Source organism: Siphonobacter curvatus (genome assembly GCF_002943425.1).
GTDB lineage: Bacteria > Bacteroidota > Bacteroidia > Cytophagales > Spirosomataceae > Siphonobacter > Siphonobacter curvatus.
This window is the reverse complement of record NZ_PTRA01000006.1, coordinates 152,605-176,150: the sequence shown is the minus strand read 5'-3', so window position 1 is coordinate 176,150 and position 23,546 is coordinate 152,605. Positions and strand designations below refer to the sequence as shown.

The 23,546-nt window shown below is 49.1% G+C and carries 18 protein-coding genes; 6 read left to right on the top strand and 12 right to left on the bottom strand.

The annotated features are described in order from the left end of the window. Window positions 1-93: 93 nt before the first annotated feature. The 3 genes from C5O19_RS22295 to C5O19_RS22285 all read right to left on the bottom strand — a co-directional run bounded on the left by C5O19_RS22295 (window position 94) and on the right by C5O19_RS22285 (window position 5,297). Entirely contained in the window at window positions 94-2,460 is a 2,367-nt protein-coding gene (locus tag C5O19_RS22295; RefSeq protein ID WP_104715601.1) for a glycoside hydrolase family 127 protein, read from the bottom strand. 104 nt (window positions 2,461-2,564) lie between these two features. Further along, window positions 2,565-3,830: an acyltransferase family protein gene (locus C5O19_RS22290; RefSeq protein WP_104715600.1), complete on the bottom strand. Its 1,266-nt coding sequence runs from the start codon at window positions 3,828-3,830 to the stop codon at window positions 2,565-2,567. Between the two features lie 561 nt (window positions 3,831-4,391). Continuing rightward, entirely contained in the window at window positions 4,392-5,297 is a 906-nt protein-coding gene (locus tag C5O19_RS22285; protein WP_104715599.1) for a LysR family transcriptional regulator, read from the bottom strand. Window positions 5,298-5,475: 178 nt separating this feature from the next. Between C5O19_RS22285 and C5O19_RS22280 the strand changes: the two genes are divergently transcribed. Both C5O19_RS22280 and C5O19_RS22275 read left to right on the top strand, forming a co-directional pair. Next, on the top strand, window positions 5,476-6,474 hold the full coding sequence (locus C5O19_RS22280) for an aldo/keto reductase (RefSeq protein ID WP_104715710.1): 999 nt from the start codon (window positions 5,476-5,478) through the stop codon (window positions 6,472-6,474). Between the two features lie 615 nt (window positions 6,475-7,089). Further along, window positions 7,090-7,569, top strand: coding sequence for a DinB family protein (locus C5O19_RS22275; protein WP_104715598.1), 480 nt, complete (start codon window positions 7,090-7,092; stop codon window positions 7,567-7,569). Here C5O19_RS22275 and C5O19_RS22270 read toward each other — a convergent pair. From C5O19_RS22270 to C5O19_RS22260, 3 genes are all read right to left on the bottom strand, one after another. Beyond that, on the bottom strand, window positions 7,532-8,326 hold the full coding sequence (locus C5O19_RS22270; RefSeq protein ID WP_104715597.1) for an MBL fold metallo-hydrolase: 795 nt from the start codon (window positions 8,324-8,326) through the stop codon (window positions 7,532-7,534). The genes C5O19_RS22275 and C5O19_RS22270 overlap by 38 nt on opposite strands. Window positions 8,327-8,416: 90 nt before the next feature. Continuing rightward, window positions 8,417-9,463, bottom strand: coding sequence for a response regulator (locus C5O19_RS22265; RefSeq protein ID WP_104715596.1), 1,047 nt, complete (start codon window positions 9,461-9,463; stop codon window positions 8,417-8,419). A gap of 10 nt (window positions 9,464-9,473) precedes the next feature. Next, complete coding sequence (locus tag C5O19_RS22260; protein WP_104715595.1) at window positions 9,474-11,024, bottom strand: sensor histidine kinase; 1,551 nt, start codon at window positions 11,022-11,024, stop codon at window positions 9,474-9,476. A 152-nt stretch (window positions 11,025-11,176) separates the two neighbouring features. Between C5O19_RS22260 and C5O19_RS22255 the strand changes: the two genes are divergently transcribed. Further along, window positions 11,177-11,497 carry a thioredoxin domain-containing protein gene (locus C5O19_RS22255; RefSeq protein ID WP_104715594.1) on the top strand — a complete coding sequence of 107 codons (321 nt, stop codon included), beginning with the start codon at window positions 11,177-11,179 and terminating at the stop codon, window positions 11,495-11,497. Between the two features lie 70 nt (window positions 11,498-11,567). Here C5O19_RS22255 and C5O19_RS22250 read toward each other — a convergent pair whose 3' ends face one another. Beyond that, entirely contained in the window at window positions 11,568-12,467 is a 900-nt protein-coding gene (locus tag C5O19_RS22250) for an oxidoreductase (protein WP_104715593.1), read from the bottom strand. Window positions 12,468-12,549: 82 nt separating this feature from the next. After that, complete coding sequence (locus C5O19_RS22245) at window positions 12,550-13,452, bottom strand: helix-turn-helix domain-containing protein (RefSeq protein ID WP_104715592.1); 903 nt, start codon at window positions 13,450-13,452, stop codon at window positions 12,550-12,552. A gap of 188 nt (window positions 13,453-13,640) precedes the next feature. On the opposite strand from C5O19_RS22245, the gene C5O19_RS22240 reads away from it, so the two are divergent. From C5O19_RS22240 to C5O19_RS22230, 3 genes are read left to right on the top strand one after another with little or no spacing between them, the layout of a single operon-like run. Further along, window positions 13,641-14,594: a heme-binding domain-containing protein gene (locus tag C5O19_RS22240; RefSeq protein ID WP_104715591.1), complete on the top strand. Its 954-nt coding sequence runs from the start codon at window positions 13,641-13,643 to the stop codon at window positions 14,592-14,594. A gap of 14 nt (window positions 14,595-14,608) precedes the next feature. After that, window positions 14,609-15,076 (top strand): hypothetical protein, encoded by a 468-nt coding sequence (locus C5O19_RS22235; RefSeq protein ID WP_133163428.1) that lies wholly within the window; start codon window positions 14,609-14,611, stop codon window positions 15,074-15,076. Beyond that, the gene (locus C5O19_RS22230; protein WP_104715589.1) at window positions 15,073-16,086 is read left to right on the top strand and encodes a sensor histidine kinase; all 1,014 of its coding nucleotides are present in this window, start codon (window positions 15,073-15,075) and stop codon (window positions 16,084-16,086) included. The genes C5O19_RS22235 and C5O19_RS22230 overlap by 4 nt, the downstream gene beginning before the upstream one ends. Before the next feature lie 51 nt (window positions 16,087-16,137). Here C5O19_RS22230 and C5O19_RS22225 read toward each other — a convergent pair whose 3' ends face one another. The 4 genes from C5O19_RS22225 to C5O19_RS22210 all read right to left on the bottom strand — a co-directional run bounded on the left by C5O19_RS22225 (window position 16,138) and on the right by C5O19_RS22210 (window position 23,440). Next, the gene (locus tag C5O19_RS22225) at window positions 16,138-17,697 is read right to left on the bottom strand and encodes a Fic family protein (RefSeq protein ID WP_104715588.1); all 1,560 of its coding nucleotides are present in this window, start codon (window positions 17,695-17,697) and stop codon (window positions 16,138-16,140) included. A 246-nt stretch (window positions 17,698-17,943) separates the two neighbouring features. After that, the gene (locus tag C5O19_RS22220; protein WP_104715587.1) at window positions 17,944-18,954 is read right to left on the bottom strand and encodes a TlpA disulfide reductase family protein; all 1,011 of its coding nucleotides are present in this window, start codon (window positions 18,952-18,954) and stop codon (window positions 17,944-17,946) included. Between the two features lie 30 nt (window positions 18,955-18,984). Further along, the gene (locus C5O19_RS22215) at window positions 18,985-20,349 is read right to left on the bottom strand and encodes a RagB/SusD family nutrient uptake outer membrane protein (protein WP_104715586.1); all 1,365 of its coding nucleotides are present in this window, start codon (window positions 20,347-20,349) and stop codon (window positions 18,985-18,987) included. A gap of 1 nt (window position 20,350) precedes the next feature. Then, window positions 20,351-23,440, bottom strand: coding sequence for a SusC/RagA family TonB-linked outer membrane protein (locus tag C5O19_RS22210; protein ID WP_104715585.1), 3,090 nt, complete (start codon window positions 23,438-23,440; stop codon window positions 20,351-20,353). Window positions 23,441-23,546: the final 106 nt, after the last annotated feature.

Below are 23,546 nucleotides of genomic sequence, written 5' to 3'. Positions count from 1 at the left end.
TAAAACTAGTCGAGCCTACGGATCTTACACGCATGTATAAAAGCCGTAGGCTCGACTAGTTTCCTAACTTGGGTTTTCATTCACCCCCAGGTTTTATTTCTTTAGCAGCCGCACCTCATAAATTCCCCCCGTCGCCGAACCCGGCTCCGCGAGAAACTTGACCGTTAGCGGTCCTGCCTGAGCATTTTGAGAGGCCGGAATGGCGTATTCTTCCGTATAAAACGCTTCGCCTTTCTGACCATCCTGCTCAACAGTAGCCAAAGGTTGATCGTTTAAGAGAATTTTGAACTTTCGGTTTCGGTCCTTACCCCAATACGTCACCTGTATACGATCCGCCTGCTGATTCGGGTTTTTGAGCTGATAACTAAACCAGCCTCGGGCATCCCGCCAGTGACGGTCCTGATTTTGCCCCGTATTGCTTTTTTCGCTCTTGACAAAATGATCCGATTCGGGTTGCTGTTCGCCCGCATAGACAACATCCAGCGTTATCGCGGCTAACTGCTGAGCTACTGCCTCCTGCCGGGCCAACTCTTCCTGCATTTTCTGTAAGCCTTCCGGACTTTGTTTTTGCCAGTAAATTACGTAGCGGGCGTCATGGAGCCGATAAAAAGGAATAAGCTCCAGCGTCCGATACTTGGCCGGATACAGTAATTCAGAGGCCGTGTAGGTAAGCGATTTGCCTGGTACGGGTTTCAGGTATTTTTCAATCCGCGATTCGGTACTCACCAGCAGGGGCATTTGCTGAAGCGGATACGTTTTCCCGGCTGCGATGTGTCCCATCCGACTATCATCAGCCAGCAAGCCATTCAGATCGGTGGTATCCGTTTTAGCCGCCAGTACGATTGGTCCCCGCAGGAAAGCCACGTAATTTGAACCATCCGGTAAGGCTTCGGTAGTCGTTTGCATGGTAAGGGTAATCTCGATTTGATCCCCTTTCTTCCAAGTACGCTCCAGAGCAATGTACGACCCTGGTTGAGCCGATACATCCGTCTTCTTTCCATTGATTTTTAGGCTCAAAGCTCCAGCCGCTACCCAGGACGGATACCGTAGGTTCAGCGTAAATTTCCGGGGTTGCGTCGTTGTTAGCGTCAGCCGGGTACTTTCCTGATCCGGAAACTTCGTTTGTTGAGTTAACATCACTCCTTGCTCTTTCCAATTCAACTGCGAAGGAATGAATAAGTTGACGTACAGATCATTACCCCGGTGAGCATAAATCATTTCACCGTATTTCCCATGATTTTCCAATCCCGAACCCACGCAACACCACATCCCCTGCGGTACCTGCGAGTACACGCGATAATGACGGGGCCGCATGGGCGTGAAGTACACAAACCCACCCGTACCCGGCCGTTGTGTCGAGAGGATGTGGTTGTACAAAGCACGTTCGTAATAATCCAGGTAGCTGGCTTTTCCCTCCGCTTCGTATAACTGCTTGGTCAATTTAAGCATGTTGTACGTATTACAGGTTTCTGGCCCCTCCACGCGGCTAATCATCGAACTGAAATTGTTGGCGGGATTGAAGTGTTCACTCACACTATTTCCCCCAATGGCTACCGTACGTTGCTTGACAACGGTTTCCCAGAAAAAACGGGCAGCCCGATGGTACGCACTATCCCCACTAAGCTCGGCAATGCGTTCAAACCCTATAACCTTGGGAATCTGCGTATTGGCGTGTAAACCATTTAGCCGATCCAGTTGCTCAACCAGTGGATCCAGAATAACGCGGTGCGAGTAACGGCGAGCCAGTTCGAGGTATTTCTTATCTCCCGTAATGAAGGATACATCCGCAAATACCTCATTCAATCCACCGTGCTCGGAGCGTAACATATTCTGGATTTGCTCGTCGCTTAATCCTGCGGAAAGCTGAATCATCCAGTCGGCCAATCGGATCAGCATCGTTTTGGCCTGCTCATTGCCCGCCACCAGATACGCATCCCGCAAACCAGCGAAGGTTTTATGGATGTTATAAAGGGGCACCCATTTCGAATTCAGACTAAAAGTTCCTGCATCAATTTTTCCCTGGGCAATGTCCTTCCAGATGGCAACGCCGCCCGGTACGCCCCCGACATAACCGGTTCCCAATTGATCCTGACAACGTTTTAGCTCGGCGACCATATAGGTAAGTCGGTCTTGCACTCGCTTATCACCCGTAGAAGCGGCCATGAGTGACAAAGCCGTCAGGTAATGCCCACCCATGTGCCCGTCCAGCCCGGTATTTTCCCAATTCCCGTAACTGGCTACTTTGGAGGGTAGGCCCGCTTCTCTCCGATACGGAGCCAGCAAACGGTCCGGATCCATCGCCATGATGTACTGGAGATCCGTTTGCTCCGCTTCTTTAAATGCTCCGGGGAGCAGTCGTACCTCACGGAGTGGAAAAGACTTTACCGGTTCCTGAGCGAAACCGAGTAAAGCCTGGGTGCATAACGTACCAATAAGTAGTCCTGTACGAAACCGATTCATGTCAGGTAAGTAATTAAAGAGGTCTTGTTTTAAAATTGCGTCAATTTAACACATTTATCAAAAATACTAAAACTTCTTTGTTTAATCCTTTTACATACCAGTTATTAATTAACCTTTCGCACGGCTTTGCCATTAAGAAGCGTACCGAGCCAACGATCACGAACCAGATAGTGATAGCTCAACAATAGGGTAACGATCGAAACCCCAAAAATGACGGTTACTTTTAGCAGCCAAGGCCAGGGTTGGGCACTAACCAGAATTTGTAGCACCACCACCAGCGGAAAATGGGCCAGATACATCCAGTACGAAGCATCAGCCAAATAGCGAAACGTAGCGTTAGGTCGGGAGAAGAAGTGCAACATGTATCCTAAAAACGCAAAAACCAGACCCGTAGAGGCCAACCCGTAACAGGCTTTGTAGACATGGTCACTAAGCAAGGCTGAGCTGGCATCAGCCCAAGCCCGGCCGGATTGCGATAAAAAATATACGTAAACGCCGGCCAGTAAGCACCCGCTGAAAAACAGCGTTACGTGCCGATGCGTTTTGAGTTGCGGTAGTACTTCGCTTTGTCGCCGTAACAACCAACCCAGTCCGAAAAAAAGGCTGTACACCAAAAAGGGACGGGTATTGGGTATCAGATTATTGTTAGGCGTATCCACGCCAAAAAGCTGATTCATTCGCAGCATGGCGACTGCCACCACCAGCCCAACCACCCAGGCGGCCCAGGGTTTGTACATGAGCTGGCGGAAAAATGAATCGAATCGGGGAAGAAACTTACCCATTGATTTCAACACCGTAACCAGCAGTGGACGAACCAAAAGGGCCGTACCGCAGAATAAAACCAGGTAATACAGAAACCAAAGGTGGTAGAGCGGCATAAGTAATCCCTCGGGATTGAACCATTGTCCACTCCAGAATTCATTCCAGGACGTAAGCCAGGGAGAAACCGCCTGCTGCCCCGGTGTTTCGGAGAAATCTTTCAATCGCTGGCGGCCCCAAATGCGTAAGGCCCGAAAGATGAGGTGTAGCGGCGGCCAAAAGAGTACCAATGGCAAGATTACGCGTTTGAACCGATGCTCCACAAAACCAGCTACTCCGCGTTTGTGATAGAGCTGATGAGCGAAAAAGCCCGCAATCAGAAAGAATGCGTGCATTCGAAAAGCATGCAGCGTAAAAAACACAAAATCAAGTAGCGAACTACTGGTGTTATCGTGGGTGAAGTAGGCATTTCCCGGTTTATACTGAATAAACGGTTCAATGCCGTGATAAAAGATGCCTAACAACAAGGCCACAGCCCGGCTTGCATCTAAGGCGTAAAATCGACTCGGCGGGACTACAACGGTAGACAGACCATCGCTGGGTAAGTTCATAGAGCTTAATTGAACAACCCTTCGGCGGAATAATAGGGTATATAGTTATCGAATTGGAAAGCGTACGGAATGGAACTGAATACGAGTGTACCGATCAAAGAAAAGTACGGATAGCAGAAAAGGCGGCGGACTTAGGTGGTAATCAAAGCAACCCCAAAACACTGATTTTATAATGACCTGTTCTTGGGTTCATTCAGGATTTATTGGCCCTTATTAATCTTACTAACCACCCAACTCCGCCATTGTTTTGCTTTTCTTACATTCAGTAAGTAATTTATTTACAGGAATAGATACGACCTGTCTTCGTTTTAACCGTGGTACTCCGGCAAAAGGCGTATAGGAAAGTCCGTGCTAGTATCATGGAATAACCTCTTAGTACTACTCAAGCAGGAAATAGTCAACATACTGTACGTGCTAGTTCTAAGTACAGGAGGCTATTAAATTCTTTTCGGAACGTGATCGAACGTTTCACAAAAAGGTATTGAAGAAAGGGCTGAGCATACCTTTGAACCAGAAACGTCACCCCAGATTAATAACCTCTGTGAACTTCAGGGAAAACCTCTATACTCTTTCCCACTTTTTTTCAAATAGCTTTTTGAGTTGATCTAGCTCTTGTTGATGCATGGTTTTCTTACGGGTACCGAAGTAGAGCGTGTTTTCCCAGGGTTGGTTTCCTTGCCAGATTAGTTTAATCTTTCCCGCATCCAGTGCCTCCCGACAAAGAAAGTCCGGCACGATGGAAAAACCCTCGTTGTCACTCAAACAACGGATAATGGAACTGATATTAGGTACGATATAATTAGGACTGAAGTCGGGATGTTCGCTAAAATTTTTCGACCAGAAATTTCTCAGGTGTTCCATATCGCCGGCCGTACTGTACCACAACTGTTGCTTCAAAAATTCCTTTGTTTCTGTCGTATTGCCTTCTTCTAATAAGCATGCGAGTGTAGATATATCGGTTTTGCTCCCCGCAATGAGTACAATTCTTTCTTTAGAGAACGGTTCGTAAACCAGGTTTTGTTGATTACCCTTTTGAGAGGTGACGATCATGTCCAGTAAACCGTTGTCTAAATCTGCCTGCATTTGTGGGTACAAACCGAACTTGATAATCAGATTAAAGGGTAGACTCGCTACATGTTCTTCCAAGGTATACTGAAACGTTTCGAAACACATCCCTACACTGATAGTGATCCGTTCGGACTGCGATCGTCGGTGAAAATGCTGCTCGGCACTCTCCAGTTTTTGTAGCGGTTCAAGGATGAAATTATACAGGATTTTACCTTTTTCGGTAGGTACCATTTTTCGCGGCGAACGATCAAAAAGTTTGTACCCCGCATACGCTTCCAGCGAATTGAGGTGTAGACTTACCCCCGGTTGTGATATGAACAACTCTTGGGCTGCGGCCGATAAAGTACCCTTCTCGTAGATGGCTCTAAAGGTTCTAAGCCATTCCAAATTCCATTGCATAACTATTATATTTCTGATACAAATGTATCATTTAAGTTATTTTATCAATACATAAATGCTTCTGAAATTTGTCCTCGGATCTCCTAAAGATGCTACCATTTTTAACGAGTATCCCTGGGAAAAGATGTACTGGAAAAATCGGTCATGGTTCCCATCATTTACAACAAAATCAATTAAAATGGAATACAGAAAATTAGGTCATTCGGGACTTAACGTACCCGTCTTAAGTTTAGGCACCGGGACGTTCGGCGGCACCAATGAGTTCTTCGGACGATGGGGGCAGACCGATGTTAAAGAAGCTTCGCGATTGATTGACATCAGTATGGAAAGGGGCGTAAATTTCTTTGATACTGCCAATGTGTACTCTCAGGGAGCTTCGGAAGAAATCCTAGGGCAAGCCATACGGGGCAAAAGGCATAAAACCATTCTGGCTACGAAAGGTTCGTTCACCATGAGTGAAGGCCTGAACGATAAAGGTTCCTCCCGTTTTCACCTCATAAATGCCGTCCATGACAGCTTAAAGCGTTTAGGTACGGACTATATTGATGTGTATTTCATGCACGGTTTTGACAGCCAAACGCCACTCGAAGAAACCTTACGGACCTTGGATAACCTGGTGATTAGTGGAAAAGTCCGATACATTGGGTGTTCCAATTTCGCTGCCTGGCAACTGATGAAATCCTTATCCGTTTCGGAAAAATACAATCTGGAAAAATATGTAATCTATCAGGGATATTATTCCTTGATTGGACGTGATTATGAGCAGGAGCTGAGGCCTTTGATCAAAGACCAGCATACGGGCTTGATGGTATGGAGCCCACTGGGCTGGGGCCGACTGACGGGAAAAATCAAACGCAATCAACCCATTGCCCAAGGACGAATCCAGTTGGGCGGAGCCATAGGCTCGCCGCCAGTGGATGACGAGTACCTCTATACGGTCGTGGATACGCTGGAACGGATCGCTACCGAAACGGGTAAAACTATTTCACAGGTGTCCCTCAATTGGCTCTTGCAGCAAGATACCGTTTCTAATATCATTATTGGGGCAAGAAACGAAGCACAATTGATCGAAAATCTAGATTCGGTGGGCTGGTCTTTATCAGACGAACATTTGGCAGAATTAACTATCCTTACCTCCCCAACACTGATTTACCCGCATTGGGTGGGTGAACGTTAAGACATGCTATTGGGACGTTTAGCGGTATACCTCCATTAACTATTACAAAAAGGTCCGTAGGCACTTCCTACGGACCTTTCACTCATACGCCTATTCTATGACTATTCAGGGTTCGGCGAACGAAATTACTGTTAGGGCAAAGGCATAATGGGTGAAGGTACGAACCGTAATCCAGATTACTAATTCCATCAAGGCGGCTTCGGTAAAGCCTGCTTCAAGGAATCATTCTTTCCGCTTAGCATCCGCTTTCCCTTTGTTTTTGGCGATAAATTGCGACAATTGTACAGGGACGTTCAGTTTCGGATCATTGATCTGACCTTTGCGAATAACCTTTAAGTGTTCGTAGAAGAATGACCTAAAGGACTATTGCCACAAAGGGCCTCATTCCGTCGGCTTCGTAGGTAAAGAAGTTGAGTCCGACCATTACGAGGGTACACACAAGGCCTCGGCCGTAAGCGACTTCAATTCCAGTAGGTAGGTTCCGGTAGCTGAATAGATTGTTTCCAAGTTAATCGGTTTAAACTTCGTGCTAAACTATACGCTCCGTTGATTAACCCTTTGGCTTAGTACTGATCTTTTGGCCCTCTTTAGAAATCACATCATCTCTAAATCCTTATGAATACAGCTACTCCTCTCGCCCAGCATCTACGCCATGTTTTTTTCGGAGGTAATTGGACTACGGTTTGCCTGAAAGAACACCTTACGAACCTCAGCTGGCAGCAAGCTACTGCCCAGGTTTTGACGTTAAACACCATCGCCGCCCTTACCTACCACATTCACTACTACGTAGCGGCTCAGCTCCGGGTATTGCAGGGTCAACCCCTGCAGGCGAGTGACCGGTTCAGCTTTGACCATCCGCCCATTCAATCGCAGGAAGATTGGGAAAACCTGTTGGCAAAAGTCTGGTCGGATGTTGAAACGATGGCTCAACGGGTCGAATCATTACCCGACTCTATGCTGGAGGAAGCCTTTGCCGATGAAAAATACGGCAGTTATTACCGGAACATTCAGGGCATGATTGAGCATACTCATTACCACCTAGGACAGATTGTACTAATTAAGAAAATACAGGCTGCTCCACTTCTCGAGCTTTGATGTGATAAATGGGCGTTTCCTGCAAACGAGAAGCCACCACCAATTCAGTCGTATCCATGTGCGGCAGGAACAGTTCTCGGGCCCGAATGGGGCAGTTATTTTCCTTCGATAAGTGCGAAAGAATAACGTGGCTCATGTACGCAGGCTTGTGGGTACGCAGCAAATCCAGTGCCTGCTGGTTGGACAAATGCCCATGACCGCCCCGAATACGCTGTTTGAGAAAATACGGATAACGTCCCTGTTCCAGCATGGCTTCATCGTAATTGGCTTCCAGAAAGGCGGCGTGGCACTGACTGAAATGTTCAATGAGGCCCGTACAGGTCTGTCCCAAATCCGTGAAAACCCCAACCCGCGTGCCTTCGTACGAAACCATGAAACTATGGGGATCCGCGGCATCGTGAAATTTAGGGAACGCTTTCACGCATAGATCGCCCACCCATACGGGATCGGTACTGGATAAAAAACGAATAGCTAAGCCCTCGCCCAGCAATCGGGCCGATCGCAAGGTCTTCGGTGTCAGGTAGACGGGCAGCTGATATTTACGGGCAAAATTGGTGGTCCCGCTGATGTGGTCGGTATGCTCGTGCGAGATAAAAATGGCCTTGATGGTATGTACCGACAAGCTCAACCGCCGCAACCGGGATTCGATTTGCCGACAGGATATCCCTACATCGATCAAAACCGCATCCTGCCCGTTGCCTACGTAGTAACAATTGCCGTTACTACCCGAATTTAAAGACGTAATAAAAAGAGACATAGTCTCAAAGATACGGCTTGACTTCTGACGAATGCAATCTTTTCAAAGGTTGAGTTGTAAGGGACTCGGACCCCGGTCACCTACTGATGTCTACCAACCTGCTCGCCGTAATTTTTCGGGTTGCAGGATCCGGATGGAAGAACCGGCAATTTCAATGAGTCCGTCCTGTTTGAATTCGCTCAGCGTGCGAATAAGGGACTCGGTAGCCGTACCCACCATCGATGCCAAGTCGTCCCGCGAGTACTTGATGACTTGTTCGCCCATGGAGGTGTGCAGGTGTAGTAGCGTATCCGCCACCCGCCGCCGCAGTGATCCGTAGGCCATCGTCAGCAATTGCTGTTCCCGTTCGGCTACGTGTCCGGCTAGTAAGCGAATAAATTCCTGACTCACGGAGCGATTCGCCGAAAGCAGTTGCTGAAAGTCTTCCTTGGGAATGTAATGCAACTGGCTATCTTCCAGAGCTACGGCTGAGTCAGTATACTCCCGGTTCTCCAGCAAGGCCAGATACCCGAAAAACGATCCTTCTTCGTAAATGCCCGTAATGAATTCTTTCCCGTCGGCATTGGTCTTGATCGTTTTGATCTTTCCGCTTTTCACGAAGTACAAACGCAACGGCTGATCACCTTCAGCGTAGATGTACTGCTTTTTGGGAATGGTATGCACCTTCCGGTCCGCCGAAAGGGATTCGAGCTTCGTTTGGGCATCGTCCAGAAAAGCTTCCAATCCGTTGCTTTTCAGGTCGTAATCCGTACGCGTCTGGTCCAGTTGTTCAAAGCGTTTGAGGCGGCCTTCAATGGCACTGAGCAATTCACTTTCGTCGAAGGGTTTGGTCAGGTAATCATCGGCTCCCAATTCCATACCTTTTCTGAATTCACTCCGTTCGGTTTTAGCCGTCAGAAAGATGAAAGGCGTACCCGCCAGCGTAGTATTCCGCGAAAAAATATGCAAGACTCCGTAGCCATCCAGCACGGGCATCATGATGTCACAAATTACCAGATCCGGCTTGGCAGCCAGGGCTTTTTCAACGCCCACTTTACCGTTTTCGGCCGTTACGACGTTGTAACCAGCCAGTTCCAGAATTTCACACGTATTCTCCCGGATGTCCGAGTTGTCTTCAATCAACAAAATTGTTTTCATAGGTATAGAGCTATTGACCAGGTAAATGAATGGTTACGAGCGTCCCTTTTTCCAATTCACTTTTTAGCGTAATGGCCCCCCGCAGTAATTCCAGGTACTTCATCACGATGTGCAGGCCTAAGCCCGTTCCCTGATAATTAATGGCGTTTTTCGCTCGAAAAAATCGTTCAAATAAATGCTTTTGATCTTCTTTGGAAATACCAATCCCTTGATCCTGAATAGCCAGGCACAGGCCTGTCCCTTCCAGAGTCGCCTGTATGGTTATGACCGTATGCTCGCCAGAATACTTGACGGCGTTGGAAAGCAGGTTGACCAGAATTTTCCGTAGCAGCGAAGCATCCGTCGGAAACAAATCCGGCGTTTGCAGGTCTAATTCAAAGTCCTGTCCGTTTTTCCGTAATCCCTGAATATCACTGAGAACTTCCTGAATCAGCGGTTCCAGAGCCACCAACGTAATGCGGGCCTCCACTTTTCCTTCTTCGAGCTTACCCACGGATAGAAATTCTTCCAGAATATCATTCAGGTGATTCACCGAAGCCGTGATGCGTTGAACGTGTCGAAGGCGTTTGTCCTGTTGTTCCGTTGCCGGATATTTTTCAATCAGCGAAGCCGAAGTTAGTACCGTTGTGAGTGGGGTACGGAACTCATGGGAAGCCATGGAGACAAAGCGTGACTTTAGTTCGCCCAATTCCCGCTCCGTCTCCAGAGCCTTGGCCAGTTCGTCTTTAGAACGCTCCAGCTGGCTTAAGGTCGTCATCAACGCGTGCGTACGGTCGGCTACTTTCTGCTCCAGGTCTTCGTTGAGACGTTCAATCCGTTGGTTTTGTAAGAGTAGGGCCCGTTCGGCTTCTTTTTTGAAGGTAATGTCGATGATATATCCTACGGCGTAGAGTTCTTCCTCCACCTGAAAATAACTCAAACTGATTTCAACCGGAAATACCGAACCATCCTTCCGCTGAGCGTACAGATCGCGGTTATGACCCATCGCCCGTACCTGCGGGTGGCGGTAAAAAGATTCTCGATCGTGTACATGCGAGCCCCGCTTGCTTTCAGGTACTAGCAATTCAATGGATTGACCCAGTAATTCCCCTTCTTCGTACCCCAACAGTCGATAACCCAGGGCATTACACGAGACTATCTTTCCCTGTCGGTCGGATACAATGATCCCGATGGTGGCATTGGTAAATACGGCCTCGTAGCGGCGATCATTGGCCTCCAACTGCTGCTGCATGTGTTGCATCAGCTCCAGGTTTTTCAGCCGAATCAATTGGTATTCACCGGAAATTCCTTTGAAAGCTGTGATTCGAACCAGACCTTTTAAAGACTGTCCATCGGCCCGCATTAATTCAATTTCCTGTTCGGTAGCATGGGCGGCTCCCCAGGAAAAATGAGCTTTCGCCTGAGCCAATGCCTCCGTTTCGGAGGCATACCCGAGGAGTCGGCAACCCGCCGGATTGATTCGAATAAACTGCTCCGTACGCAGGGCGTAAAGAGCCATTAAATCTTCCGATTCATCGAAAAGAAGGTTACTGAGTATATGGTAGTCAAGCTCGTCATTCATGCATAGGCGGCGTTACTAACCGGAAAAAACAGTCCGTATCCGAGCGGGCAAGTTATTAAATTCAGTTCAGGCAAAAAAAACATTGAGCAAAATCAGGGCTGAAGCTGACAGCCCTCATGCGACAAAAAGGCGGAATGAGCCAAATTCGCTCTATGAAAGCCTTTGAAATCGTTGGCCCTTCACAGAACCTAGAATCTGTCATTCGGCCCGTGCTGCTTGTTTTTTTTGGAGAAGCCCCGGCAAAGGCTTTGGCAGGATTGGTGCAAAAGGTAAAAGAAGAAATGGAACGCATCCGTCGCGGACCCGTCGATGTACTGGGCATTGAAAGCCTGTACCATCCAGAAGTCGTTCGTAGTTTCAATGTGACGATCTTTCCAGCATTTGTACTCGTTGAGCAGGGAATGGAACGATGGCGATACGAAGGTATGCTCAATCCGGAGCAATTGGAAACGGCATTGGCTACTCCCTCTTGAAAACAAAAGACAGCTTTAAAACGCCGATGGGTCGTACTTTGACAAGTACGACCCATCGGCGTTTTACTGATTAAGGATATACAAGACCCGTACTGCTTTCGGCTTTTTCCCATAAGGTTTTAGCTACTTCCGGATCCCGTACATTAGCCTGTATTGCGGTCAAAATCGGATAACCCCTTAAGCCCCCGTCCTGATCCGGACCGTAGAAGCCCCCCGGCACCACGTCCGGAGCTACCGCCGCGTACAACGAAGGTAAGGCCCCCTGGACCGGAGGCATTAATTCACCGAAACGGTCAACAGCCTGCTGATACGCTTTTGGACTCATGTAACGCGACAACTGCGACTGCGTGACGCCGGGGTGAGCGGCCAGAGAAAGGATTGCATCGCCCTTGGCTTCGATTCGTTGTTGCAACGCTTGGGTAAACAATAGATCAGCCAGCTTGCTTTGACTGTACTCGCGAGCGGCATCATAGGGCTTTTCGAGCCGTAAATTTTCGAAATCCAGGTGCCCGCTCTGGTACGCCAGACTGGTTACCGTCACCACGCGACTACCGGGTGTGGCTTGTAGTAAAGGATACAAATAGCCCGTTAATGCAAAATGCCCCAGAAAATTGACGCCAAACTGAAGCTCGTATCCCTCAGCCGTTTGCGAAGCCGGTGGAGTCATTACGCCAGCGTTGTTAATGAGTATATCGAGTTGAGCATGTCGCTGACGGAATTGCTCGGCACAAACTCGTACGGCCTCAAGACTGGTTAAATCCAATACAGCGATTTCCAGACTCCCCTCCCCGCCGGATTGTTCGATTTCCTGAAGAGCCGCCTGAGCTTTCGCGGCGTCGCGGCTGGCCAGAATGACCTTTGCTCCGGCCTGATAAAGAGCCCGGGCGGTTTCCAGGCCAATCCCACTGTTGGCTCCAGTAATAAAAGCTACTTTACCGCTTTGATTACTGATTTGTTCGTTCGTCCACATAACGCTTGCGTGATTTATACCGCAAAGGTCGAAGCAAATGAAGTCATCCATCGTACGAAAAACAAACGCAAAACTACCGAAATCAAACCGGGGCGAGTTTCCGAAACTGATTCGGCGTTTGTTGGGTATGCTTCTTGAAAAAGGCAGAAAAATGATTCGCTTCCTCAAACCCTAAACTCCAGGCAATGTCAGTAATGGTCCAGGATGTATGCGTTAGCAAGTACCGGGCTTCGAGGATGATTTTTTCGGCAATCCACTGGCTTGTGGTTTTGTTGGTTACTTCCTTCACGGCTCGGTTGAGGTAATTAACGTGTACGCCCAACGGCTCGGCGAAAGACGCTGCCGTGTGTAGGGACAGGCGTTGGTCGTTATTTTCGATGGGAAACTGCCGGTCCAGCAAATCCGTAAACAAGGTGGCCAGTCGCTCGGTTGCGTTCGTTGCTACGCCGGTAGGATTACCCGCGGGCTGCATTTTCTGAGCGAGATGAATCAGGTTCAGTACCTGAGTCCGCACAAAATCGTCCTTGTACGCGTAGTCGGATTGTAATTCCGCCTTCAATTGCAAAAACAGGCTTTCAAAACGATCCGCCTCGTCACTTGTTAGGGGCAACACTGCGTACGCGGGCTGTTGAAAAACGGGATACTGTTTGATCGGTAAAAATTGATTAAAAAAGGCCTCGGTAAACACGCAGACATAGCCGCGTTGTTCTTCGCTCTTTCGTTCCCACTGGTAGGGTAGCATGGGATTGGTGAAAACCAAAGCACTTTCCCGAATCTCAAAGGTTTGTCGGGCGTAATGAATGAAACTATGACCCGTGACAAGGCTGATTTTGTAATAATCGCGTCGGTTGTAGGGGTGTGGTTGAGGAATGTGCAGGTCTTCCAGCTTCAATACATCGAAATGGCCGGTAACTGCCAGAACAGGGGCAGGCTGATCCGTATGAATGTTTTTGTAAAGGTTTTCTACGCTCAGGAAAGCAGCCATCGTTTCAACGGTAAAAGATTTGACTTACGATCAGCATAAGAGCAAAAGGCAGAACAAGGTTCCTGCTCAAGAATCGATTGCCCCTGCAAAGTGTCCACTTGACGCCCGAAGATGTCGGCCTTGACGCTGTTGACCTTTTACAACGAAGAAGGCAAAAATAGTTTTGGACCTACAAATTCAATGCACGTATGAAACGGTCCAAACGCACCCTTCTGACAGTAGCCTTGCTGGTTTTTATTGGAATAAGCTTACAGGTTACTTCACCCGCCATTCCGAATCCGCCCGTAACGGGAAAATTTAAAGGCCCGGCTCCCGTAACGGCTCTGTTCGAACGGGCCTGTTACGATTGCCATTCCAATGAAACGAATTTACGCTGGTACGACCGTGTAGCTCCGGCGTCCTGGCTGGTGGCTCAGGACGTTCGGGATGCCCGAGCGGGATTAAATTTTTCAACCTGGGATAGCCTGAGTCCCGCCGATCAGCAGAATAAAATTTACGAAATCGTCAACATGCTCGATGCGGGCCGGATGCCTCTCCAATCGTACACGCTCGTACATCCTTCGGCAAAGGTTACTCCGCGGGAAATCGAGGCCCTCCGTTCGTACGCAATTTCTCTGGCCCAGGCCAAACCGGCTGATGCAGCGAAAATACACGCTGCTGATCTGGAATTTGAACAGTACAAAGAGCACGCGACGCAACGACCTCAAACGCCAGTGGCCCTCAATGGAATTGCCTATTTCGACGATTACAAAAACTGGAAACCCATCAGTACGACCACCCGTTTCGATAGCGGTACCATGCGGGTCATTTATGGCAATGACATTGCGGTAAAAGCCATTGAAAAAGATCAAATCCGGCCCTGGCCCCAGGGTTCCGTTATTGTGAAAGTCGTCTGGGATCAGTTGGAAGAGGCTAGTGGCGAGGTACGGACAGGCAGATTCAACAACGTCCAGATTATGATCAAGGATGACCAGCGTTTTCCAGATACGGAAGGCTGGGGTTTCGCCCGATTCAATGGTTTGGGATTAAAGCCCTACGGCCAGTCGCTGGCTTTTCAAACCACCTGTTTTAACTGTCATAAACTGGCCGATAAAAATGGCTATGTGTTCGATATACCCCTTCGAAAAGCTGATCTTCACTAATCATGACGCTGGCTATGAAAACTTATTTTCTTTTGATCTTCCTATTGGCTGGTAGTATCGCCTGTCAGCCCGACCGTTCCCCATCTACTTCTATTCGTGAGGTATTTGACTCAAAAGGCTTACGGGTCATTACTTCTTTCTTCAACAAAAAAGCAGGTACAATGTCCACGCTTTACGGTAACCAAGCCGCCTTTGACGCCGCTTTATCGGGCCATGCTCATCCCGTTGGAGGCGAAACCTTTACCTTAGCGACTTGGAAATCCTTGGCGAGCCCGTACTGGTTTGGTAGCACTATCAATGGTAAACTGGAACGTGTGGAAACCCTGACGTACCAAAACCGGCCTTCCAAAGGATTGATTTTACATTACCAATTGCAACAATCAACGCCGGAACCCGTTCCGGATACACAGGCTCGCATCCGTATGATTTTAGCTCAACGGCCCTCGGTTTTTCCGGAGGACTCCTTTGCTAGTATTCCATGAAAAAACCCATTTTTAAAGTTTCCAGGCGGATGATCTGGCTCAGCTCATTACTGCTGAGCCTGCTGTCTTCCGTGCCGAAAATTGCCGAGAGGCCCTTTCCGCTGGCAGAAGCCGTGGTCAATTCAATGATCACCCTGGTATTCGCTCTCTTTGTGTGGTATTACAATCTGTACTCGTTCCCAGACGAAAAGAACCGAACCATCGGATTTTCCGTACGGCATCTGGTGATGAGTCTGCTGTTGGGCCTGGTCGTTATGTTTGTACTGGCCTGTGTTCAGCAACTCATTTTATCGCACATTCATTTTGGTCCAGTCATGTTGATGGTAGAAACGCGGGGTATACTTATCAACGTGATGTTCTACATGTTCCTGCATTTGTTGTATCAAAGTTACCAGACTCAACAGGTGGGCGTTGAGCTCGAACGCATCAAGTCGGATCACCTGGAGGCTCAATTCGAATTACTCCGGCAGCAGGTTAACCCGCATTTTCTGTTCAATAGTTTGAACACCCTGAAATCCATGGTGGAAAGCGAAGACGAGCATAGCGTAGAATTCATTCTTAAACTCTCCGACTTTTATCGCTATACCCTCGAAAGTCGCAAGCTGGATCTGATTCCCTTGACCGACGAACTGGAAATCATTCAGTCGTATCTTTTTTTGCTGAAAGCCCGTTTTGATGCGGGTATTGATCTGACCACCCAAGTATCGGAAGCTACGCAACATTCGCTGATTCCGCCCTTTACGCTTCAGTTGCTGGTCGAAAACTGTACCAAACACAACGTCGTCTCCCTGGAAAAGCCCCTGCACATCCGGATTTACGAAGAAAGCGATTTTCTGGTCGTGGAAAATGATATCCAGATCAAACGCGGACAGGTCGCTTCTACGAAAATGGGACTGGAGAACATCAACACCCGTTATACCCATCTGGTCGAGCAAACCATTCGAGTAGAATCGGATACGGACGTTTTTCGGGTAAAATTGCCCATCATCGCTAGTTATTCTCGATCTTGAGGCCAGACTGTTTTTCGCAACCTAGTACTTCGGATAAACGGGTTTCTTTGATTAGCTACCGATCTGGTCATCCAGAAAAATCTCCTGGAAAACCTGTTCAATCGCTTCAACCTCAGGGGCCGTTAGTGCCTTAAATTCCTTTGCCTTCGCCCGTTCGGAAAGCTTTCCATTGCCCTGTTCCAGGAATCGTACCAGCAGAGCTACCAGATCGTCGGGCATTTCGAAGGTGTCATCCAGGTAACTCTTTAACTGGTCGTACTGCTCTAAATAGGCTACTTCTTCCGGAATCGTTTGCTGGGCCGTTTGTTTCACGCATTCGTACAGGAACTCAGCCGCCTTAGTCGCATCGAAGTAGCGGTACAGGTCCACGGTTTCGTTTAGTACTTCCACATTGTGATCGATCGTTGGTTTCCATTCGATCCTATCCAGCCGGGGTTTGGAGAAGGCCTCCAGTACCTGCCGATACGTTTCAATGTGTTCTAAAATGATGGCCGAAACGGGAAAAATAAGGCCCTTGGTCACGTACCCTTTGGCCGCCAGCACGTGATGAATCAGGTAGCGATGAATACGCCCGTTGCCATCCACGAAAGGGTGAATGAATACAAAACCGAACGCCACGACCGCCGCCGCCAGTACAGCATCAAAGGAAACGTCCTGCTCTAATTTTTGACTAGTTTCCAGCAGCCCCTGCATCAGCGTTGGCAAATCCTTCCAGCGAGCAGAAATATGATCCGGCATGGGCGTGCCTACCCGTCGGTCGTGTTCGCCAATGAAGCCTTCCTGTTCCCGAAAGCCCATTTTCGTAAAGCGGGGGTTGTCAATGACGATCTGCTGTAAACGCACCAATTCTTCGGCGGTCAGGAGTTTCTGTCCGGCTTGTCCCAAGGCCCTCCCCCACCGCTGGGCCCGGGTTTGTGGCGGCTTTTCGCCCTCAATGGCGTAGGAGGCTTTCGAATCCTTTAACAGCAAAAAAGCCGCCGTTCGGCCCATCACGTCCGGATGAATTTTCCCAATCATCTGTTTAATGTGCTGGGATAAGTCTAGTTGCTGGTAACTCTCTAGTACCGGCGTTTTTCGAATCATCGGACAAAATTCCCGCACGCCCGGTAGATTGTTCCGAATCCGCTGTCGCTTCGTGGGTATTCGCTCACTCGTACTTCCGTATTGCAGCCGCTCCTCGACCACATCCAGGTAATTTCCCGTCGTCAGATCCGGCACGTCGAGTAGTTCCTCCAGGAGCCATTCGTACAGAAACCATACTTTCCGACTGTACTGCCCCAATGGTTCCTGGGTTACCCATTCTACAATCGGCTGCGGCCCCAGCGTTTCGAATAGCTTTTTGAGCAGCCCCAGTTCGATACCTTCGTATTTCAGGGCAAAGGTCAGGTGGGCCGCAAGCGTTTCCTCGGGTCGATATCTGGGGGTAAAGACCTGCCATTCTTCCGTCTGGTATTGGCGGTGTTTTTGACTAATAATCGTCAGTCGATCCGGTAAGGGAATCGCCAGCTCATAGGCCTGTAGCAAGGCCGCGTAGCCCGCGAGTTCTCCGGGTTCAGGAGTAGTACGATCCAGAAAAACGGTAACCAGAGAAGGAATAATCGGATACGTCATACGTTCAACTAAAGGGTATCGTAAACGTATGAAATTTACTTATTTTTTATGAAAAATGCTTACATATATAATTTTTTATGAAAAACATTTATGCATAGACTGTTTTTATTGCCAGTAATCGTATAATCCTAATGTTTACTGATACAGACAATGCGAAACCTGTCGTGCTCTAATAGTACTAACATGAATAAACCGGGAATCCCAACCCCCTCAGGCTGAGAAATCCCGGTTCGCCTATCGATTAATTTACTTGTTAGCCGCTGACTTTCGATACAAATCTTCCAGCTTGGCCGCCAGTTCTTCACCCCGTAAGTTACGGGCCACAATCCGCCCTTCCGCATCCAGTAAAACGTTCGAGGGAATTGCCCGTACCCCGTAGAGTTGAGCCGGAGCACTATTCCAGTACGCCAGATCCGTAACCTGAGGCCAGGTCAATTGATCTTTTTCAATAGCTTTCAGCCAGGCTTCTTTTGTTTTGTCGAGGGATACGCCCAGAATCGTGAAGCCCTGATCCTTGTACTGATTATAGGTTTTTACCAGATTGGGATTTTCCCGACGGCAGGGACCGCACCAGGCCGCCCAAAAGTCGATCAATACGTAACTCTTACCGTACAAGCTCGACAAACGCAGCGGTTTACCGTCGGGCGTATTCGCCTGAAAGTCCTTCGCTTTTTCTCCTACCTGCACGCTCCGCAACGTAGTAACGAGCTGTTTAAGCGTTTGTACGTAGGGTGTTTTCTGTAAGGATGCGTCCAATAGAGCTACATTTTTTTCAATTTCATCCGGTGTCAGACGATAGGAATATTCACGGTAAAGAATATAAGTCGGAACAATGGATGTCGGGTGTTTCGAGATAAAGGCCTGAATTTCACCTTCTTTCCCCTGCCGAAAGCTGGCTAATAAATCCTGTCCCTGCGAGCCGTTTATTTTCGTATTCCGGTAATATTGAGCACTATCCAGCTGGATCGCCACTTGCGTATCGCCGGCATCCAGAAACAGGAATTGATTGCCCCGGGTCGTATCCAGCGTCAGTGCGTACACTTCTGGTAGCTTCAATTTTCGCTGAATCTGAAATTTCCCATCTTTGACGGGTACGGCCTCCACCGTAAAGAACATTTTGTTGTGAAAGCGTTGCAAATACACCTTGCCCGTGTTCACGCCGGCTACGGTTCCGGTGAGGGTAACAGGTGTTTGAGCCTGAGCGAGCGTAGCCAGACCGAGGCTTACCGCGAGTGTTAAAGATTTGAGCAGATTCATGCGAGCATTGATTTGATGGAAAGATCGTATTTAATATCCCGGATTTTGCACTAAATCCTTATCAGCGGCTAAATCATTGTACGGAATGGGAAAAATCCATTTATTGGCATCCGTTACACCGAGTACTGTTGCCGCCCGGTTGGTTCGTACCAGATCAAACCAGCGGTGCGGTTCAAAGGCAAATTCTACCCGCCGTTCGTTCTCCAGAGCCAGTGCCAGTTCCGTTGCCGTAGTCACCGTCAACGCCGCCACTTTCGAGCGAGCCCGTACCGCGTTCAGATCGGCCAGAGCACCCGCGACGTCGGGCGTTGCTTTTTTGATACGGGCTTCCGAACGGATCAGATACTGTTCAGCGATTCGGAACAGGTACGTCGGATTGTCGGACGTAGATCGCCAGTACAGCAATTGTACGAAGTAATTGCGAATAGCTGGTGTAGAAATATCCTTGATGAGCTGTTTCCGTTCCCCGCCCGTCGCTGGATTTTGCAGCAAAGCGTAGATGTCAGGACCGGGGCAGAACTGATTCCGGTACCCATCGTTCGACCAGGAACCGTAGTGAGCACTACGGTCGGCGGTACTGTACGCCAGCTCGAAAATGGATTCTTTGGTGTTTTTTCCGTTCAGGATCGTAGCCCAGCTTACCAGTTCATAATTGCTATCCGCAATCAGTTTGGATGCGTAGGTTTCCGCTTCCTGAAAATCACCGTTGTACAAATGCACACGAGCCTTCAGGGCGTAAACCGTGTTCAGGGTCACGCGGTTGCGGTCCACGCGGGCGGGCAGAAGGTTTTCGGCGGTGGTCAGATCGGCCAGTACCTGCCGGTATACGTCCTTTTGCGTACTTTGTTTAATGCCATCGAAATCGTTGGGCGAAGTCGTCGGTTTTAAAATGATCGGTACATTGCCCCAGGCCCGGGCCAAGTCGAACAAAGCCAGAGAACGCAGGACATACGCTTCGCCAATGTACTGTTTGCGTACGGCTTCGGTAATGACCCGGTTATCCAGCTTCTCTACTTTGTCGATTACATTGTTCGCTCCGTTGACCGCCGTATAAATCGTGGACCAGACGTTGTTGAGCAATGTATTGTCCGAACGGTACGAATGCGTGATGAAGTTGCTGTAATAATTTAGTGTACCGACCCACAGGTTATCGCCACCCGCCAGATACGCGGCGGCCTGGTAGCCGTCGCCGCCGTAGTAATTGCTCGACTGTAGCTTGTCGTACACGCCCAGCAGGGCAACTTCCGCCGTCGCTGCATCAACAATAACCGACTGATCCGAAATGCTTTGCTGCGGTTCTACGTCCAGAAAATAAGATCGGCAGGCAGTCGTCAGCAGGCCCGTCAGAGCTACCAGTACCAAACCTGAGGTATGTAAAAAGGATTTTCTTTTCATGTTAAAACGTGAGATTTAAACCTACTTCGACCGTACGGGGGTGCGGAGGCATGGAAAAATCAAGGCCCTGAACGGTAGCGTTCGCGTAATCCTGAGCGGTATTGATTTCCGGATCAGGTCCCGAGTATTTGGTGAAGGTCAGCAGGTTGGTAGCGTTGACGTACAGACGAGCTTGTTGTAGGCGTACTTTCGACAAAATGGCGGTTGGCAGAGAATAGCCCAGAGCTACGCTTCGTAGACGGATAAACGACGCATCTTCCAGAAAACGGCTGCTTTCAAAATTATGGTTGTAGCTACCGTCGGCGTTGGGTAAAATGGTCACCCGGGGAATGTCCGTTACGTCACCAGGTTGCTGCCAGCGTCGCATCTGGCTGGCGAGCAAGGACCAGGACGTACCCCGTGAACCCGCGTGTTCCTGAAAGTAGCGGTTCATGTTAAAGACTTTATTTCCCTGCGAGAAGTAAAAGAAGAACGAGAAGTCGAAGCTGTTGAAACGGAAACTGTTCCGTAAGCCGCCGTAGTACGCGGGCCAGGCATTGCCTACAATCTGGCGGTCATCAGTAGTAATTTTACCATCCTTCGTTCGGGAATCATCATATACGGCATTGCCCGTTTGCGGATCGACGTACAATTGTTTGTACAGCCAGAACGAATACATGGGCTGACCTTCCTGGAGGCGTACCCAGTCGCGGTTGTACTGCGTGAACGAAATGGGCAGCTTCTCAATGGTATTGACGTTGTGGGCTACGTTGAAGCTGGTCGTCCATTCGAGCTTGTTACTGGAAATGTTCACGGACGTAATCTGGAATTCAAAGCCTTTGTTACTCATTTCGCCTAAGTTCTGGAAGGACGATGAAAAGCCCGTTTTAGCCGGAATCGGTACCTGCAGCAGCAAATCCGTGGTGTATTTGTTGTACACATCCCATTCAAACTTCAGTCGGTTCGCAAACAAAGCGGCCTCCAAACCCACGTTCCACTGGCGAGTCGTTTCCCACTTCAAATTCTGGTTTGCCAGCTGAGCCGGCGACACCCCGGGACGATCAAGGTAGTTGTTACCTCCCGACCACAGCCCCAGCGAAGCAAAATCGGGGATGCTCTGGTTACCCGTCCAACCAATACTGGCTTTCAGTTTCAGATCATTCACAAATCGCACATTCTCCCGAATGAATCGCTCCTGTCCTAACCGCCAGGACACCCCTGCTGAAGGAAAAGTACCCCAGCGATTGTTGGCCCCGAAGCGGGAGGAAGCATCCGTACGCACGTTTAAATCCACGCTGTACCGACTGTCGAAACTATAATTAGCTCCGCCAAAGTACGAAATCAGGCCCGAAGGCGTAATGCCGGTGGTACTGCCCGTCGTGATGGCGGCGGCTGAGATGGTGGTGAACTGCGTACTGGGAAAGTTGGTACCGGTAATCGTGGAACGTTGAAATTCATTCCTCTGGAGTGTATTCCCCAGAAAAACGGTCAGGAAATGCTTTTCGCCCAGGGGAGCAATGTAATTGAGCAATTGTTCGGCAATCCAGGTACGGTCGAGCGTGGTCGCGTTGGTGGCACTCCCATTGGTAGCTCTTCCTTCCGTCAGATTGGCGTTGTAGTAAACGGCTTCGTTGTAGTAGTTGTCGTCCAGACTCCAGGAGCTTTTGAAGGTGAGATCTTTCGTAAGGTTCCATTTCAGATATGCATTGGCAATCAGGTGTTTTCCGTACGCGTAGTTGTTGGAATTTTCCAGGAGTACGTAGGGGTTGTTGAAGCGTTCCCCGCGGTTATAGGAACCATCCGCCGCGAAGAGGGGCGTGAGCGTTGGGGTATGTAATCCCGTATTCAAAATCCCGCCCGTGTCACCGGTACGGGCCAATTGCCGCTTCGTTGCACTGTAGGAGGTACTTAATCCGACCTGTAGTTTCTTATTAATCTGATGGTCAACATTGACCCGGAATCCCAATCGCTGGAAATCCTGTAGTTTCAGAATGGAATTCTGATTGGTGACTTCGCCGCCCAGGTAGAACTGCGTTTTTTCATTCCCGCCCGTAATCGACAGATTGTTGGATTGCTGTACCGCCGTTCGAAACACCAGACTCAGTCGGTCGTACGTTCCCTGATCTTGTGGGTTCCCCTGCCCTCCTTCACTAACGGGACGGAAAGGACGCGTAGCCGCTGGATTACCATCATTGATCCACTGCTCGTTAAGAATTTCGGCGTGCTGCGGACCCGTAGTCAGGTCCCAGAGTTTAGGAGCTTTGGCAACGCCTACCGAAGTAGAAAAATTGATCTTGGTTTTGCCATTTTTGGAACCCCGTTTGGTCGTAATGATGATTACCCCATTGGCTCCTCGGGCCCCGTATACGGCCGTGGCGTTAGCATCCTTAAGTACTTCAATATTTTCAATATCGTTGGGATTAATATCGGCCAGTGGATTGGTGGTCTGACCACCCGTCCGTACGCCCTGTAATGAATTGCTGTTGATAAATACCCCGTCAATCACATAGAGCGGATCATTCCCGGCATTGATCGACGTAGCCCCCCGCAGGCGAACCAGCACGCTCCCGCCTTCGACGCCCGAGTTGGAAGAAATCTGTAAACCCGGCGTCAAACCCTGTACCCGTTCACTGAAACTAACGCCGTGCTGGTTTTTCAGATCTACGCCTTTGACTATGGAGACCGCACTTGTTTCGGCCCCTTTTTTCACCTGAGCGTACCCTACGACTACCACTTCATTGAGTTCCTGATTGGCGGATACCAACTGTACCGATAGCTGTTTTTGAGACCCAACCGTAACCTCCTGGGTGCTGTAGCCAACAAAGGAGAAAATCAGCACGTCACTGGCTTGAGCCACGTCCAGTTTAAACTGCCCATTGGCATCAGTTATGGTACCGATAGTCGAGTTTTTCTGTCGAACACTCACCCCCGGCAGGGCTTCGCCGTTGGCATCGGTTACGCGACCCTGAATCGGAAACGCCCGATGACGAAACGAGGTAACGGAAGGAAGGGCATGGGTCCGTAGCGGAATACCTTCGCTCAGGCCCAGTACCGCCGCCAGACTGGCTACCTTCAACCAGCGAGGTCCCACTTGATTTAACCTTGAATACATGAAATAAATGGATAGATGAGAGAGAAAAAGAATAGTTAACGATTATATATATACGTCACACAAGGACATAGCTTTCTCACAGGCTAACTTTCACGGGTTAGCCACG

Bases quoted from the DNA above. Each gene is read 5' to 3' on its own strand.
- C5O19_RS22280 (WP_104715710.1), top strand. From the start codon at position 5,476: ATGGAATACAGAAAATTAGGTCATTCGGGACTTAACGTACCCGTCTTA.
- C5O19_RS22220 (WP_104715587.1), bottom strand. From the start codon at position 18,954: ATGAATCTGCTCAAATCTTTAACACTCGCGGTAAGCCTCGGTCTGGCT.
- C5O19_RS22225 (WP_104715588.1), bottom strand. From the start codon at position 17,697: ATGACGTATCCGATTATTCCTTCTCTGGTTACCGTTTTTCTGGATCGT.
- C5O19_RS22250 (WP_104715593.1), bottom strand. From the start codon at position 12,467: ATGTGGACGAACGAACAAATCAGTAATCAAAGCGGTAAAGTAGCTTTT.
- C5O19_RS22235 (WP_133163428.1), top strand. From the start codon at position 14,609: ATGAAAACTTATTTTCTTTTGATCTTCCTATTGGCTGGTAGTATCGCC.
- C5O19_RS22290 (WP_104715600.1), bottom strand. From the start codon at position 3,830: ATGAACTTACCCAGCGATGGTCTGTCTACCGTTGTAGTCCCGCCGAGT.
- C5O19_RS22265 (WP_104715596.1), bottom strand. From the start codon at position 9,463: ATGAAAACAATTTTGTTGATTGAAGACAACTCGGACATCCGGGAGAAT.
- C5O19_RS22260 (WP_104715595.1), bottom strand. From the start codon at position 11,024: ATGAATGACGAGCTTGACTACCATATACTCAGTAACCTTCTTTTCGAT.
- C5O19_RS22295 (WP_104715601.1), bottom strand. From the start codon at position 2,460: ATGAATCGGTTTCGTACAGGACTACTTATTGGTACGTTATGCACCCAG.
- C5O19_RS22215 (WP_104715586.1), bottom strand. From the start codon at position 20,349: ATGAAAAGAAAATCCTTTTTACATACCTCAGGTTTGGTACTGGTAGCT.
- C5O19_RS22240 (WP_104715591.1), top strand. From the start codon at position 13,641: ATGAAACGGTCCAAACGCACCCTTCTGACAGTAGCCTTGCTGGTTTTT.
- C5O19_RS22245 (WP_104715592.1), bottom strand. From the start codon at position 13,452: ATGGCTGCTTTCCTGAGCGTAGAAAACCTTTACAAAAACATTCATACG.
- C5O19_RS22275 (WP_104715598.1), top strand. From the start codon at position 7,090: ATGAATACAGCTACTCCTCTCGCCCAGCATCTACGCCATGTTTTTTTC.
- C5O19_RS22285 (WP_104715599.1), bottom strand. From the start codon at position 5,297: ATGCAATGGAATTTGGAATGGCTTAGAACCTTTAGAGCCATCTACGAG.
- C5O19_RS22255 (WP_104715594.1), top strand. From the start codon at position 11,177: ATGAAAGCCTTTGAAATCGTTGGCCCTTCACAGAACCTAGAATCTGTC.
- C5O19_RS22230 (WP_104715589.1), top strand. From the start codon at position 15,073: ATGAAAAAACCCATTTTTAAAGTTTCCAGGCGGATGATCTGGCTCAGC.
- C5O19_RS22210 (WP_104715585.1), bottom strand. From the start codon at position 23,440: ATGTATTCAAGGTTAAATCAAGTGGGACCTCGCTGGTTGAAGGTAGCC.
- C5O19_RS22270 (WP_104715597.1), bottom strand. From the start codon at position 8,326: ATGTCTCTTTTTATTACGTCTTTAAATTCGGGTAGTAACGGCAATTGT.